This window comes from Brevibacterium sp. HMSC24B04 (assembly GCF_001806835.1).
Lineage (GTDB): Bacteria > Actinomycetota > Actinomycetes > Actinomycetales > Brevibacteriaceae > Brevibacterium > Brevibacterium ravenspurgense.
The window spans coordinates 88,883-104,104 of record NZ_KV786082.1; the positions used below are offsets into that span (position 1 = coordinate 88,883).

A 15,222-nucleotide genomic window follows, 5' to 3' on the forward strand; every position below is an offset into this window, starting at 1 on the left:
AACAAAACAGATGGTGGTCGCGGGTGACACTATGCCGCTCAGTGTCCGCGGTCAATCCATTCCTGCAGGTGCGGTTTTTCCGCGCCGATGCTGGTGGAATCGCCGTGTCCGGTCAGCACGATCGTGTCCTCAGGCAGGGCGAACAGGCGTTCGCGAATCGATTCGATGATCGTGTCGAAGCTCGAGTACGACCGCCCTGTCGCCCCTGGACCCCCGTTGAACAGAGTGTCGCCGGACAACAGGACCGGCACCTCGGCATCCGGGGCGGTGGTTCCCCGAACGTCTTCGGGCAGCACGGCCCCCGTAAGGCCCTCGGCAATGTAGAAGCACGTGGAACCGGGGGAGTGGCCCGGCGTGTGAAGCGCGCTCAGACGCAGACCGGCCACCGTGAAGCTGTCGCCGTCGTCGATCCGCGCGGTGGGCTGACGGTCCTCGAAGACCTGGTCCCACAGAACCGAATCGGCGGGGTTGAGCAGAATCGGCGGGTCGCCGAGCTTGGCCTGGGCATCGAAGACGTACCGAATGTGGTCGTCGTGGCCGTGCGTCAGCAGGATGGCGCTGACTTCGCGTTCGCCGACGGCTTCGGCAATCGCATCAGGGTTGTGTGCCGGGTCGATGACGACGACGGTGGAATCGTCGCCGACGATCCACACGTTGTTGTCGACGTCGAAGGTTTCGCCGTCGAGTGAAAAGGTTCCCGAGGTGATGAGCCGCTCAATGCGGACGGTGCTGTCTGTCATGTGAACTCCACTACCGATCGAAGGACTTCTCCTCGCGCCATCTTGTCAAAGGCATCTTCAACCTGCTCGATGCTGATCCGCTCGGTGACGAACTTCTCCAGCGGCAGGCGGCCCTGCTTGTACAGTTCGGTGAGCATCGGGAAGTCGCGTTCGGGCAGGCAGTCGCCGTACCACGAGGACTTGAGCTTGCCGCCTCGGGCGAACATGTCGATGAAGGGGACTGTCAGCTCCATGTCTGGTGTGGGAACACCCACCAGGACGACCGTGCCGGCGAGATCGCGGGCGTAGAACGCTTGGCGCCAGGTTTCGGGGCGGCCCACGGCGTCGATGACGACATCAGCACCGAAGCCGCCGGTGAGGCTCTGGACCTTCTCGACGACCTCGTCTTCGCTCATGCCCTTTGACGAAAAACTGTGGGTTGCGCCGAGGTCTTCTGCCGCGGCGAGCTTCTTGTGGTCGAAGTCGATCGCGATGATGGTCGATGCGCCCGCCAGCTTCGCACCGGCAATCGCGGCACAGCCCACTCCGCCGCAGCCGATAACGGCCACGGAATCGCCGTGCTTGACCTCACCGGTGTTCATTGCTGCGCCGATGCCCGCCATGACACCGCAGCCCAGAAGCCCCAGTACGGCCGGGTCGCCTTCGTCGACCTTGGTGCACTGGCGTTCGGCAACGAGGGTCTTTTCAGCAAAGGATCCGATGCCGAGTGCTGCTTCGAGCTCCGTGCCATCGGTGAGCGTCATCTTCTGCTTGGCGTTGTGGGTGGCAAAGCAGTATTGCTGTTCGTTGCGCTTGCAGGCGCGGCACTCACCACAGGTGGCGCGCCAGTTGAGGATGACGAAATCGCCGACCTCAACGTGGACGACGCCCTCGCCGACCGCGCTGACAACACCGGCGGATTCGTGTCCCAGCAGGAACGGGAAGTCGTCGCTGACTCCGCCCTGACGGTAGTGGTAATCGGTGTGGCAGACACCGCAGGACTTGACGTCGACGACGACTTCGCCCGGACCGGGGTCGGGGATGACGATGTCGACTAGCTGTACGGGTTCTTCCTTTGCGAAGGCGACAATGCCCTTCACGGTCTGGGACATGCTGACTCCTATAAGCAGTCGTTGATGTGTCATGTCCCACGCTACCGAAAACTCGGCACGAATAAAGGCCGGGCTTCGCGGTGTGCGAAGCCCGGCCTCTGTTCAGTCAGCGGGTGGCGACGGATCAGTCGATGTCGCCGGCCGCCTCGTCAGGGTGCGCCCTGAGGTGCAGGATTGCGGCTCCGAGACCGCCCCAGACGGTGATGATGGCGATGAGCATCATGATGACTGCGGATGCGCTCATGGCGTAACTCCGTTCTCGTTGTGCGGTGTGGCTTCCGGCGCGGCCTGCGGTTCAGTGGTCGCATGTGGGGCGGCGGCCGGGGAGCTGAGCTGCTGTTCGAACTCAGCCTGTGCTCGTTCAACCTTTTCGAGGCTCTTGCGCGGCCACGGTGTGATCGACAGGAGAATCGACACCACCAGGATGAGCCCGAGGACGCCCCAGCCGAGCAGGTTCAGCGTGATCTGCGGATAGCCTTCGTAGCCTTCCTTGATGGTTGTGATAATGACCTGAACGAGCATGACGACCAGGACTATCGGGGTGATGACTCCGACGAACGCCATCCAGACCTTGCCGAGCTTGAACGTTGAGACCACGTTGAGGTGGTCGCGCAGGAACGGCAGGCGGCGCAGAACCCAGGCGACCGTGATGACCGCGATGATGGCAATGCCGACGATTCCGATGTTGTTGACGAAGTAGTCAATCGTGTCCAGTGTGATGAGGCCCGAGGTGGTGGAGAAGCCGACCACCGCGAGAAGCGCCATGCCGCCGCCGACGAATCCGGTCGACTTCCGCTGCGAGATGCCGAGCTTGTCCGAAACAGCTGCGATCGGCACCTGCACCAGCGAGATCAGCGAGGACAGACCCGCGAAGATCAGGCTGACGAAGAACAGCACACCGAAGATCTCACCGAAGGGCATTTCGGAGATGATCAGCGGGAACACCACGAATGCCAGGCCGACACCGCCGGCAGCCACTTCGCTCACCTCGGTGCCAGCAGCAGTGGCCATGAAGCCCAGTGCGGCGAACACGCCGAGGCCCGCGAGGATTTCGAACGCGGAGTTCGACAGACCGACGACCAGGCCGGAGCCGGTGAGGTTGGTGCGCTTCTTCAGGTAGGACGCGTAGGTCAGCATGATGCCGAAGGCAACAGACAGCGAGAAGAAGATCTGACCGTAGGCGGCGATCCACACGCTGGGCTTGGCGATCTGACTGAAGTCCGGCTTGAACAGGGCGTCGAGGCCGGTCATGGCTCCGTCCAGCGTGAGGGCTCGGATGACGAGCCCCACGAACAGGACGATGAGCAGCGGAATGAAGACCTTCGAGAAGCGGGCGATACCGCCCTGCACGCCCAGGAAGAGGATGACGAGCGTAATGACCCACACGCCGATGAGCGGGCCGAGAACTGCGGGCACGATATCCGCGGTCGGCAGACCGCCGTCATCCAGCTGCAGGTACGAACCGAAGAGGAAGCCCTCGGGATCGTCGCCCCATGCCTTCGACAGGGAGAACCAGGCGTAGCTGGCCGCCCAGGCGATGATTGCCGAGTAGTAGATGGCGATGACGGTGGCGATGCCGACCTGGATCCAGCCGATGGGTTCAGCCGCCCGGTTCATCGACCGGAAGGCCAGCGGGGCCGAAGACCGGAACCGGTGGCCGATTGCGTAGTCCAGGAACAGCAGTGGGATACCCGCCGTAAGCAGAGCGATGAGGTAGGGGAGGATGAACGCTCCGCCGCCGCTCTCGTAGGCGACATAGGGGAAACGCCAGATGTTGCCCAGGCCGACTGCAGAGCCGACCGCGGCAAAGATGAAAGCGCTGCGGCTGACGAAAACCTGCCGCTTTTCACCCTGAGGGGGTGCTTGAGTAGACATATAAAACACCTTTGTTTTGATGCGATGTTGAGGAAACTGTAGACGAATTCGTGACGAATGTCATAGTTTTCCCAGTGCGCGTCCAGACTGTTGTCAGTTTGTGATTCGCAGGAGCGCGTACGCGATGGCTTCCTGGCGGGGCACTGGCCGCAGGGGGCGGCTAGACTGTCAGCCGTGACAATTCAGCTGTATAACACCAAGTCCCGCACCCTCGAACCCCTCGTTCCCGTCTGTGACGGCAAGGTGGGGATCTACGTGTGCGGTGCGACCGTTCAGGGCGCGCCCCACATCGGCCACATGCGCTCGGCGGTCGTGTTCGACCAGCTTCGCCGCTGGTTGACCCACAGGGGACTTGATGTTCTGCTGGTGCGCAATGTGACCGACATCGACGACAAGATCCTGCAGAAGTCCGTCGAAGAGGGCCGCCCGTGGTTTGCTCACGCCTATAAGTACGAGCAGGTGTTCACTGCCGCCTACGACCGGATCGGCGTGCTGCCCCCGTCCTATGAGCCCCGTGCCACCGGCCACATCACCGAAATGGTCGAACTGATCGGCAGACTCATCGATGCCGGCCATGCCTACGCGGCGGAAGACGGCAGCGGCGACGTGTACTTCGACGCCCGGTCCTGGCCACAGTACGGTGCGCTGACGCACCAGAGCTTGGACGACATGGCCGAAACCGACGCCGAGGTGCGCGGCAAGCGGGACCCGCGCGACTTCGCCCTGTGGAAGGGACACAAGGACGGCGACCCGCTGACCGCCAGCTGGCCCACCCCGTGGGGTCGCGGCCGGCCGGGCTGGCACATCGAGTGCTCCGCGATGTCGACCAAATACCTGGGGGGCGAATTCGACATTCACGGCGGCGGCCTGGATCTGCGCTTCCCCCACCACGAAAACGAACTCGCTCAGTCGACCGCGGCCGGCGACGGCTTTGCCCGCATCTGGATGCACTCCGGTCTGCTCAATGTGGGCGGGGACAAGATGTCGAAGTCACTGGGCAACTCGATTTTCGCCCACGACCTTTTCGACGATCACTCCGCACTTCTGGTGCGGTACTTCCTGTCCACGGCGCACTACCGTTCCGTGCTGGAGTTCTCGGAAGAGCTGGTCGAAGGCCAGGCTCCGGCCCTTGAGCGGATCCGCAACTTCATTTCCCGAGCCCGCCAGGAACTCGGAGATGAGGCTCCGGCAGTGCCGACGTTCCGCGACACCTCGATAACGGTGCCGGAATCCTTCGCACAGGCCATGGATGCCGACCTCGGCATCCCGAAGGCCTTGGCCGTCGTGTTCGACCAGGTGGGCACCGGCTTCCGCCTGCTTGAGGGTGGGGACCGAGGTGAACTTGCCCGAGTGCTGACTTCGGTTGAGCTCATGCTCGACATCCTCGGCATCAACCCGAGTTCTGCCACCTGGGCGCAGGGTGGGGAATCCTCGGCGACCGCGCACGCTCTTGACCAGCTGGTCGACGAACTCGTACGCACGCGCGCTCAGGCGCGCGCCGACAAGGACTGGGCTGTGGCCGATGCGATCCGCGACCAGCTGGCAGCAGCCGGCATCGTCGTCGAAGACACCGCCGATGGCTACCGCTACCACGTAAGGGACTGAACATGGCAAAGGCAAAGGGCCCGCGCAAGGGCACGGGCGGTCACGGGCGGCGTCGGCTGGAGGGCAAGGGCCCCACGCCGAAGGCCGAAGACCGCGTTTACCACAAGGCGCACAAGGAGAAGCTCGAACGGCAGCGCCGCCAGCAGGGCAAGCAGAACTCTCGTCGCTTCAAGGGTGAACAGGGTGTTGACACTGTGGCTGGCCGCAACTCGGTGCTCGAAGCCCTGCGCGAAGGTGTGCCGGCGAAAGCGCTCTACATTGTGCGCGGCGCCGATTCTGACGACCGGGTGCGCGATGCGATCGCAATTGCCGCTGACCGCGGAGTTCCGCTGTTGGAGGCAAGCCGCGATGAGCTTGACCGCATGACCGACAGGGCGGTCCACCAGGGCCTCGCCCTTGTCCTGCCACCGTACGAGTACGCAACCCCGAAGGACCTGCTGGACGCGGCTGCCGCGGAAGTGCAGAAGCCGCTGCTGGTGGCCCTCGACGGCATCACCGATGCTCGCAACCTCGGGGCCATCATCCGCTCTGCCGCAGCTTTCGGCGGTCACGGTGTGATCATCCCCGAACGCCGTTCCGCCGCCATGAACGCCGGGGCGTGGAAGACCTCGGCCGGCGCAGCCGCCCGCATCCGGGTGGCCCAGGTGGTCAACCTGGCCCGCGAACTCACCGAGCTTAAGAAGCAGGGCGTGTTCGTGCTTGGCCTCGACATGGACGGCGATGTGGATCTTCCGGAGCTCTCTTTGGGCACCGAACCGGTGTGTCTGGTTGTCGGTTCGGAAGGAAAGGGTCTGTCGCGGCTTATTCGCGAAACCTGCGACCAGATCGTGTCGATCCCCATGGCGGGAGCAACCGAATCGCTCAACGCGGGTGTTGCAGCCGCGGTGTCGTTGTATGAAATTGCGCGCACGCGCGGTCTGCGCAGCGCTCCCGCCGAACCCGGCGCCTGAGCCTCAGTCCGCTCCCGTGAGGGAGCGGTACGCCTCCACCAAACGGGAGTCGAGTTTGCGCACGGAGGCGAGATCCGCCTCGTCAGTGGAGTGAGCGGTGTTGAACAGCTCGCCCGCCATGTTCAGGCGCGCCAGTTCAAGATCGTGCGTTTTCTGGCCCTCGGACAGGCTTGGGTGAAGCTCGCCGGTTTCAGCATCGACCAGCCACGCGGTGTACCCGTCGCTGCTGGGTGAGAACAGCGTGTTGGACAGTGCAGCATCGCCCCAGAAGAACCCGGCCCGGTGAAGGCGGGCCAGAAGTTCGGCAAAAGCCTCGACCGCGCTGTGTGCGGCTTGGGAGCGGGGCCCGTCCCGCAGGATCTCGTCGTAGCGAGCGGCGGGTGTCAGCCGTCGGGTGATGAGCGCCCCTGAAGCTGCCGTGGTTCGGCCGGTGACGACCCCCAGTGGGCAAACCGCCGGTAATCGTGCATCCCGCAGTGCGTGCAGCAGGCGGTATTCGTCACCGGCGCCATCTTCGTCCATTTCCTTGATGACCAGCGCGCCAGGCTGCGCGCAGTCTACGGTTCGGACGGTGTTGCGCGACAACCCAAGCGGGCCGAGCTGCACACCACCCCATTCGGCCAGGGGTCTGTCCCACGGCAGGGACGTTAGGTGCTCGCGCAAATCAGCGTCAACAGCGGTGATCTGTGCAGCCGGCACGCCCGCCGGGCCTGGCTCAGGCGCTGAGCGCGCCTGCCGCACGCCCGCTGCCGCGTCCCACCCGCTCGTCACAGGGAGTCGCGCAGCTCGTCGGGCGTACCGAGCCGGGTGATTCTGCCCCTTTCGAGCACGGCGATTCTGTCGGCGATGCTGAGCGCCAAAGGAACGTCGCGGGTGGCGACGATCGACGTGATGCCGATTGTGCGCTGCAGGTCAGCCAATGCCGCGGTGGTCTCTTCGCGGGTGTCTTCGGGCAGGCGGTTCAGCGGTTCATCCAGGAGGAACACTGCCGGCCTGCGCACGGCTGCGCGTGCCATCGAGACAGTGTGGCGCTGGGTGCCGGTCAGTTCGTCCGGGGTGGCGTCCAGCAGGTTTTCCAGACCCATGCGCTTGGCGACGGCGTGCACGCGCTCCCTGGCGCCTTCCTGCGTTTCGCCGTACAGCAGCAGTGCGAAGGCCATGTTCTCGGCGACTGTCATGTGCGGGTAGAGGGCGTAGTTCTCAAAGGCCATGACCACGTGGCGCTGGTGTGCCGGCAGCTTTGTGACGTCTTCGCCATCGAAGGTGATCGTGCCGGCCGTCGGCGTTTCCATTCCGTTGATCAGCCGCAGAAGCGTGGTTTTGCCCGATCCGGTGCCGCCGAGCACAACGAGCAGTTCGCCGTCCGGCACATCAAGGCTGAGATTGTCGATTGTTGTTGTCACAGTCGACGGATACCGGTGTGTGAGGCCTGTGAGGACGACCCGTGCCATTGATGCCTTTCGTCATTGAACAGCGTGGCGAAAAACCGTTGGGGAGCGTTGAACGGAGACAACATTACCGCACATGAGGGCGTCTGTGAGCCTGCCATGGAGTTCTCAGCCTGCCGTAGACTTCGCCGTATGGGTGTTCGGCTGAAAGACGTTGCTGAGCGTGCGGGAGTTTCGGTTTCGACGGTCTCGCGCGTGCTCGGCGGTCGTGACGCCGTCGCGGAGGCAACGCGGGCGAAGGTGATGAGCGCGGTTGATGAGGTCGGCTATCAGCGCTCCACACTGCTCGGTGCGGCCGCGGGCCAGTTTGCCGCGGTGAGTCTGCCGGAGAACCCCGAACACTGGCAGACGGATGTTGCCCGTGCTGCGATCGCTCACCTGCAGCGTGCGGGGCATGCTGTCATGACCCCGTATCTCGATGCTGAGGGGCGGGAACTGCGCGCCTGCCTGGATGCCGGTGCGGCTGTCATCATCACCCCAACCTTCACGGAACTCGATGTTGATGTGCCGGTCGTGCGGTTTTCTGAGTCCGGCAGGCGAAGCACTGCTGTCCGCACGGACGGCATGATGGTCGGGCGCGACGATATCGCCGCCGAAATCGACTTGCGCGCGGGTATGAAGCTGGCATTCGATCACCTGTATGACCTTGGGCATCGCCGTATCGGCCTGGTGTGCAAGGACGTTGGGGAGCTCGCAGAGATCCTCAAGGAGAACTTCGGTGCGCTCCACCCGGCGGCAGCCATCGCGCCAAACCTCGATGATTGGATTGCGGCCGTCCCGAAGACCTTCGCCGGCGGTGTTGAAGCCGCATCAATCCTGCGTGATGCTGCCTGCACCGCGGTCATAACGCAGAGCGCCCTGCAGATGTACGGCGTGTTTGAATCCATGCGCCGTCGTCGCCTGAGTGTGCCGCGGGACCTTTCGGTCATCGGGATCGGTGATTCGTCGACCATGCGGTTCACCAATCCGCCTGCAACTGTCCTTTCCTATGACACCGAGAGCCTGGCTGAAGCGCTCGCCACAGCCGCCCTGCACATTCTGGACGGCAACCCGCCGGTGGCGGTTCCGCCGAACTTCCGTCCCCGGCTGCTGGCCCGCGCCTCGACAGCGGCGGTCAGGAGGTGAGCGTGTCCCAGTACGAACTGTCCGGTGTTTCCCTGCAGCAGATCGCCACGGCTGCCGGCATTTCCCAGGCCACGGCATCACGCGCCCTGCGCGGGTCTTCTGCGGTGGCGCCGAAGACCCGGCGTGCGGTGGACATCGCGCTGCGCACCCTCGGTGTGAAAGTGCCCGCTGCCCCTGACGTCAAGCGGATAGCAGTCGTGACAGCAGCCCCGATCGGGCCGGACATCGAACCGTTCACCACACTGATAGAAGAGCTGACCAAGCGCATTTTCGCGGTCGGCCACGTTGCCGTGCAGGCGGTCACGGACCCGGGCCTTCCGCCGACCTACGAACTCCTTTCCGCCGTCGGCGTGGACGGTGTGATCGTCGTCGGCGGCGGACCCGCTTCGAGCGAAGCCCAGAAGCTGGCGGGTACGGAACTTCCCATGCTGCGCATCTCGCACGCCCGGCACACGGGCTTTGCACAGATCATCATGGATTCTTCCGTCGGCATTGAGACTGCGGTGCGCCACTTGGTGCAGCTGGGGCACACGAGGATCGGCCTGGCGGTGCCGGAGGACTCCGCGAAGAACTCCCGCGTGAGTGCTTTTCGGACCACGATGGCGGACTTGCTGTTCATCACCGGCACCCGCGATCAAGCACCCGTCGTCGTGTCCGACCCCGGCGTGCTGGCTGGAGCGCAGGCGGCCCAACAGCTGCTCGACACCAGCTGCACCGCTGTCATCAGCGCATCCCCGGACCTCACGGTGGGCTTCCTCCAGGCGGCTCAGCGTCTGCGTCTGCGGGTGCCGGACGATCTTTCGTTCCTGGCTGTCGGCGATGTCCCGGACGCAGATGTTTTCAGCCCGCCCATTTCGCAGGTCACGTTCGACTGGGAGCAGCTGGCCAGCACTGGCGTACGCGAAATCGAGCGGCTCATGGCAGGGCCAGTGGATCCGCTGCCGGCCTACTGGGTCGAACCAGAGCTCGTGCTGCGCAGTTCGGATGCACCCCTGGCCCGCCGCTGACTCTACTGGCCGGCCTCCCGGCGCTGACTGTGCTGGCCTCCGCAGGCCACGCTCCTCACTGCTCCCGAGGTGCCGTCAGGCTTCCCGGGACACCTCGCGCTCTCGGGCGCTCGCCAAGTGGGCGAGCGCGCGGGACACTTCGCGCGGGTCTTCCGCACGGAACCGGGCCTCGGTCTGGCCGGGCCCCACTTTGACGGTCAGCCCGCCGGGGTAGCGGTTGAGGTGCCGGAAGGCGTCTTCGTCTGTTGTGTCGTCGCCCATGTAGATGGCGGCGTCGGCGCGTGTGGTCTGCATCAGCTGGTCGATGGCGTCGCCCTTGGTTGTGCTGCGCACGCTGAATTCGACGATGTCGTGACCGTGGACAATCCGCACGTCGTCGAGTTCAGCGGAAAGTTCGTCGAGTGCCCTGCGGACGATTTCGGCGCCTTCGGGTTCGACTTCGCGGGTGTGGAACGCCCGGCCCAGCGGTTTGCGCTCAAGCCACATGCCGGAGATTCCCGTGTGATTGAGGTGCGTATCGAGTTCTTCGTGTGCCGTGTCGATGACGTCGAGCACCCGCAGTTCGCGCGTCGAAAGATCGTCCCCGCTTCCCGGCACGGCAGCATCGGGAACGTCGGCGGCATCGGGGACAGAAACCTCGGCCCCGTGTGCCCCGTACAGCAGAGTGCTGCGCGGGGGAGTGACAACGGAGCGCAGGTTGTCGAGGTTGCGGCCTGTGATGAACGCCGTCCACGTGCGCGGCAGCCGGTCCAGAAAGTCGACTGCGCTGAGGGATTCCGGCAGGGCGCGCGATTCATAGGGGTTGTCCACCAGCGGTGCCATGACGCCGTCGAAGTCGAGTGCAACCAGCAGCAGCTTCGCTTGGGCCGCCTGCGACAGGGCGTCGCGCAGTTCGCTCATGGTGCGGTTCCGCCGCTGTTCTGTCCCGGCACCTCGCCAGGCACCTGTCCCGGCGCCTCTGACGAGTCTGCCGCCTGACCCTGGCTCGCCACCTCGCCCGGCACCTCGGTCCCGTCCAGGCCGGCGCGTACCGCGTCGAGGCTGATGGCCGCGGTTTCCAGCGGAACGGGTTCGGCTCCTGCGATCCAGGCGAGGTCGGACAGGAAACTGCGGGCCCACGTGTGCACGGTTTCGTCTTTCAGGCGTCTGCGCATGGGCCGCATGCGGCGACGCTGTTCACGCACCTCCATGCCGACGGCGCGCATGATGCCGTTCTTCAGTTCGGTGATGTCGTGGGGGTTGATGAGCACGGCCTGGGTCAGCTGGTCGGCAGCACCTGCGAACTCTGAGAGCACAAGCGCGCCGGAATCATCGGTGCGGCAGGCCGTGTACTCTTTCGCCACGAGGTTCATGCCGTCGCGCAGCGGGGTGACGAGCATGACATCTGCCGCCAGGTAGAAGGCCGTCATTTCGTCCCGTGGGAACGAGTAGTGGAAGTAGTGGATGACCTGGTTGTGCAGGCCTGAGAACTCGCCATTGGTGTGGCCGACGGCCAGTTCGACCTCCGTGCGGATCTGCTTGTAGTGGTCCAGTCTTTCGCGGCTGGGGGTGGCGATCTGCACGAACGTGACCTTGTCCTTGTCCAGCCGCCCTTCGCGCAGAAGTTCGTGAACCGCTTTCAGACGGTGGCGCAGACCCTTGGTGTAGTCCATGCGGTCGGTGCCGAGGATCACGATGTCCGGATTGCCCAGTTCGCGGCGGATTTCCTGCGCCCGGGCCTGAATCGCGGGGGTGTCCGCCAGTTCGATGAGTGCATCGGTGTCGACGGAAATGGGGTAGTGGGCGGCCCGCGTGATGTGCTCGTCGGTACCCAAGTCGGGGTCGGCCGTGACGGTGATGTCGTCGCCCTTGGTGATGAAGCCTGAGTGCTTGCGCACGCAGCGGCGGAAGTTCGCGGCATCGGTGGGCCGCTGGAAGCCGATGAGGTCTGCACCCTGGACTCCGCGCAGAATCTCGGAGCGCCACGGCAGCTGGCTGTAGAGCTCCACCGGCGGGAACGGGATGTGCAGGAAGAATCCGATGCTGACGTCCGGACGCATGGACCGCAGCAGCTGGGGAACCAGGAACAGCTGGTAGTCGTGCACCCACACGGTTGCGTTCTTGCCAGCGGTTTCTGCCGTGCGGATGGCAAAGCGGGTGTTGACTTCGAGGTATTTGTCCCACCACGTGCGGTGGAATGCCGGTGGGGCGATGACGTCGTGGAACAGCGGCCACAGGGTGCCGTTGGAAAAGCCCTCGTAGTACATCTGGAAGTCTTCGGAGCTCAAGCGCACCGGCACCAGGTGCATGCCGTCATGTTCGAAGGGGTCGACATCGGTGTCGGTGATTCCCGGCCAGCCGATCCAGGCTCCGCTTGCTCTCCGCACAACCGGTGCGAGCCCCGTTACGAGGCCGCCGGGCGCGGTTTTCCACCCGGGTTCGTCACCGGAATCGTCGCGGTCGATTGGCAGTCGGTTGGCCACAACAAGGAATTCTGGGCCTTCCGCGGGCGGATCGATGGTGGGCAGTTGATCGGCGGCGTACAGGCGTTTCACTGTGCTCCTTACTCGACCACAGACAGTGGCGGTGCACCGGCGGGATGACCCTGGGTGCCCGGTGCGTGTTCTGTGCGGAGATCCGGGACTTAAAGCCCATCCTACTGAATTCGTCTACCCTGTTGGTGATGAATCTGCAGACAGTCGGCGGCTACCGCCTGGGCGAAAAACTCGGCTCGGGCGGCATGGGCGTCGTGTACAAGGGCTATGACGACCACAATCGTCCCGTCGCGGTGAAAGTGCTCAATCCCAGCATTGCGGACGACGAACCTTCCCGCATGCGCCTGGCCCGCGAAGTCCGCACTCTGCAGCGCATTTCCCACCCGCGCATCGCGGCTGTCATTGACGCCGACCTTGACGCGGAGCATCCGTACATCGTCACGGAGTTTGTATCCGGCACGACCCTGCTTGAGGACGTCCGCTCCGGCGGTCCCTTTTCGGAATCTGAGCTCGTACACTTCGGGCACGCGCTGATCGATGCGCTGGAAGCCGTGCACGCGGCAGGTGTTGTCCACCGCGATCTCAAACCCGCCAATGTCATGATCTCCGACGGAGAACCGGTGGTGATCGACTTCGGCATTGCGCAGGCCGCTGACGAGGTGACTGTCACCGTGACCGGTCTGGTCATGGGAACCCCCGGCTACCTGTCTCCCGAGGTGGTCGAAGGGGGAGATTCGGCACCCTCGACTGACTGGTGGGGTTGGGGTGCGACGATGGCGTTTGCCGCCACGGGACGTAATCCCTTCGGCGGTGGCGGTATTGACGCGGTCATCGCCCGCGTGGCGACCGGCCGCGCTGACTTGGAGGGCTGCCCCGAGCGCATTGTCCCCATCATTCGGGCCGCTCTGCAGCCGAAACCGGCGAACCGTCCGGCGGCTGACGAACTCCTGGGCGCTCTCATCGACGTCGAAGAGGGGCGGATGCCCGCCATTGGGCGGGGCTCGGAAAATCCTACGGCGGTACAGCCGCCGGCGGTGGGTCCCACGAACGTCTACCCGCACCCGCAGTCGCCGGCACCCCAGTGGGCGCCGCCGCAGCACGGATCACTGGGGCCCGCTCAGCGGCCCTACCCACCCCAGCAGCCGGCTCCGCCTCGCCCACCCGCTCTTCACCCGTCCCCAGCGCTCGGGTACCAGCCGCACTCACCGGCGCCCATGGTGCAGAACCACGCCGCCAGTCCCGTGGCCCAGCAGGCGGTGCAGTACCCGGCGCATCCTCCCTCTTATCCGAATGCAGGCTATGCCCAGCCGGCCGTGCAGAAGTCCCTCAAGGGACGCCTCCCGACTTTCGGTGCTGTCATGCTCGGCATGGCGGCAGCGGTTTTCGCACCGCTGATCATGGTGATCGTCTCCTACGTGTGGCAGGTGCTGGCGCGCACCTTCGGCAAAGTGCACGTGATTGTGCGCAGGCGGCGCTTCTACGAAGGGCCTGACAGTGCAAAGTGGGGGTTCCTGTCCCACGGGCTAGGGGCGTTCTTCAGTTCGCTGTTCCTCAGCGTCTTCGCGACCATCCTGCCCGTCATGGCGGGTGCTGCGACATTCATCTTGGCCCACCTGAATTTTGTGCAGTTCGGCGGTGCCCCGCTGCCGGTCACTGTGGAGCTGCTGATCGCCTCGTTCGTGTACACGCTCGTTCTGTGGCTGGGGCCGGGTGCGGGGATGCTGCGCTTGGGCACGCGTCTGACCTTTGACCGGTGCACGGGATCATCGCGGGCAGCGGGGATCATCATCGGTGTTGTTCTGCTGGTGGCTGCGGCTTTCCTCCTGTCGGCCGTGCTCGCCTCAGACAGCTTCGACCTGTGGCCGCTGCCGCCGGAGATCCTGGACTCCATACCGCAGCTGACATAGTCTGCGGCGGCCGTTCTATCCGAACCGCATGTGAGTCCGCGGACCGGGGCACAAGTAGGATTGTCTGTGAAATCTTCAACCGGAGGAACAGCGGAGAAACATGGCGAAGAAACCGTCGAACACTGACCGCCGTGCGGCAGCGCGTGAAAAGGCGCGTCAGATTGCCGAAGCGCAGGCGCGTAAGCAGAAGACAGCCAAGCGCGTGCTCTACATCGGAGTCGCTCTCGTAGCGGCACTGGTTCTGGTCGTGGTGGGTGTGCTCATCTACCAGTCCACAAAGCCAGCCGCCCAGCCGCAGGGCTACACCGAAGGTTCGGTGACGTTCGTCAAGGACGGCGACGGCGTAGCGCTGACGGAGGATCCGGCTGGCGACAGCAAGGACGCAAAGGACAGCGCGCCCAACGTCAAGGTGTTCCTCGACTACCAGTGCCCAGCCTGTGCGCAGTTTGAAGGCCTCAACGGCAAGGGGCTTGGAAAGCTCGTTGCAGACGGCGATATTTCGCTGACCTTCCAGCCGGTGGCGCTGCTGGACAACCAGTCCGGCGGTACAAAGTACTCGACCCGGTCGGCCAACCTCATGATGTGTGTTGTCGACTCCGGCCAGGCCGATAAGTTCCAGGAACTGTCGCTCAGCCTGTTCTCCAACCAGCCCGAAGGGGGCGGAACGGGTCTTGATGATCAGAAGATGCTCGACCTGGCCAAGGAGGCCGGAGTCGACGTCGACAAGAAGATCAACACCGCCGAAGACGATGTGACCGTCAAGGACTGCGTGAACAACATTCAGTTCGAGGACTTCGTCACCCAGTCGACAAAGGAAGCTCTCAACGGCGGTCTCAAGGGTACCCCGACGGTGCAGGTCAACGGCGAAAACGTCGGTGACTGGAGCGACCAGCAGTCGTTCTTCGCTGAAATCCTCCAGGCTCAGAAGAAGTGATCGAGGGCGGTCTGCGGCTGCTCCCGACGGGGTTTGCCGCAGACCGCACTCGCACTGATTTGGGCT

General features: G+C 64.4%; 14 protein-coding genes. 6 read left to right on the forward strand and 8 right to left on the reverse strand.

All coding sequences use genetic code 11. The annotated features are described in order from the left end of the window. Positions 1-38: 38 nt before the first annotated feature. The 4 genes from HMPREF3092_RS03495 to HMPREF3092_RS03505 all read right to left on the reverse strand — a co-directional run bounded on the left by HMPREF3092_RS03495 (position 39) and on the right by HMPREF3092_RS03505 (position 3,706). On the reverse strand, positions 39-740 hold the full coding sequence (locus tag HMPREF3092_RS03495) for an MBL fold metallo-hydrolase (RefSeq protein ID WP_061942104.1): 702 nt from the start codon (positions 738-740) through the stop codon (positions 39-41). Then, complete coding sequence (locus HMPREF3092_RS03500) at positions 737-1,831, reverse strand: S-(hydroxymethyl)mycothiol dehydrogenase (RefSeq protein ID WP_070423850.1); 1,095 nt, start codon at positions 1,829-1,831, stop codon at positions 737-739. Before HMPREF3092_RS03500 ends, HMPREF3092_RS03495 begins: the two co-directional genes overlap by 4 nt. A gap of 124 nt (positions 1,832-1,955) precedes the next feature. Beyond that, a complete protein-coding gene (locus tag HMPREF3092_RS10950; protein ID WP_083274231.1) occupies positions 1,956-2,075 on the reverse strand; it encodes a methionine/alanine import family NSS transporter small subunit in 120 nt (39 codons plus the stop codon). Then, positions 2,072-3,706, reverse strand: coding sequence for a sodium-dependent transporter (locus HMPREF3092_RS03505; protein ID WP_070423851.1), 1,635 nt, complete (start codon positions 3,704-3,706; stop codon positions 2,072-2,074). Before HMPREF3092_RS03505 ends, HMPREF3092_RS10950 begins: the two co-directional genes overlap by 4 nt. Before the next feature lie 174 nt (positions 3,707-3,880). On the opposite strand from HMPREF3092_RS03505, the gene cysS reads away from it, so the two are divergent. Beyond that, on the forward strand, positions 3,881-5,311 hold the full coding sequence (cysS, locus tag HMPREF3092_RS03510) for a cysteine--tRNA ligase (protein WP_070423852.1): 1,431 nt from the start codon (positions 3,881-3,883) through the stop codon (positions 5,309-5,311). A gap of 2 nt (positions 5,312-5,313) precedes the next feature. Then, the gene (gene rlmB, locus HMPREF3092_RS03515) at positions 5,314-6,261 is read left to right on the forward strand and encodes a 23S rRNA (guanosine(2251)-2'-O)-methyltransferase RlmB (protein ID WP_061942095.1); all 948 of its coding nucleotides are present in this window, start codon (positions 5,314-5,316) and stop codon (positions 6,259-6,261) included. 3 nt (positions 6,262-6,264) lie between these two features. Here rlmB and HMPREF3092_RS03520 read toward each other — a convergent pair whose 3' ends face one another. After that, entirely contained in the window at positions 6,265-6,960 is a 696-nt protein-coding gene (locus HMPREF3092_RS03520) for a lipopolysaccharide kinase InaA family protein (RefSeq protein WP_070423853.1), read from the reverse strand. Between the two features lie 68 nt (positions 6,961-7,028). Next, positions 7,029-7,664 carry an ABC transporter ATP-binding protein gene (locus HMPREF3092_RS03525; protein ID WP_176745684.1) on the reverse strand — a complete coding sequence of 212 codons (636 nt, stop codon included), beginning with the start codon at positions 7,662-7,664 and terminating at the stop codon, positions 7,029-7,031. A gap of 177 nt (positions 7,665-7,841) precedes the next feature. Between HMPREF3092_RS03525 and HMPREF3092_RS03530 the strand changes: the two genes are divergently transcribed. Both HMPREF3092_RS03530 and HMPREF3092_RS03535 read left to right on the forward strand, forming a co-directional pair. Beyond that, entirely contained in the window at positions 7,842-8,834 is a 993-nt protein-coding gene (locus tag HMPREF3092_RS03530; protein ID WP_062020569.1) for a LacI family DNA-binding transcriptional regulator, read from the forward strand. Between the two features lie 2 nt (positions 8,835-8,836). Next, a complete protein-coding gene (locus HMPREF3092_RS03535; RefSeq protein WP_061942087.1) occupies positions 8,837-9,841 on the forward strand; it encodes a LacI family DNA-binding transcriptional regulator in 1,005 nt (334 codons plus the stop codon). 75 nt (positions 9,842-9,916) lie between these two features. On the opposite strand, the gene otsB is transcribed toward HMPREF3092_RS03535, so the two are convergent. Next, on the reverse strand, positions 9,917-10,741 hold the full coding sequence (gene otsB, locus HMPREF3092_RS03540) for a trehalose-phosphatase (RefSeq protein WP_061942084.1): 825 nt from the start codon (positions 10,739-10,741) through the stop codon (positions 9,917-9,919). Beyond that, entirely contained in the window at positions 10,738-12,375 is a 1,638-nt protein-coding gene (locus HMPREF3092_RS03545; protein WP_256174372.1) for an alpha,alpha-trehalose-phosphate synthase (UDP-forming), read from the reverse strand. The genes otsB and HMPREF3092_RS03545 overlap by 4 nt, the downstream gene beginning before the upstream one ends. Positions 12,376-12,503: 128 nt before the next feature. Between HMPREF3092_RS03545 and HMPREF3092_RS03550 the strand changes: the two genes are divergently transcribed. Together HMPREF3092_RS03550 and HMPREF3092_RS03555 are read left to right on the forward strand one after the other, a co-directional pair. After that, complete coding sequence (locus HMPREF3092_RS03550) at positions 12,504-14,222, forward strand: serine/threonine-protein kinase (protein WP_070423855.1); 1,719 nt, start codon at positions 12,504-12,506, stop codon at positions 14,220-14,222. 100 nt (positions 14,223-14,322) lie between these two features. Next, entirely contained in the window at positions 14,323-15,156 is an 834-nt protein-coding gene (locus HMPREF3092_RS03555) for a DsbA family protein (protein ID WP_070423856.1), read from the forward strand. Positions 15,157-15,222: the final 66 nt, after the last annotated feature.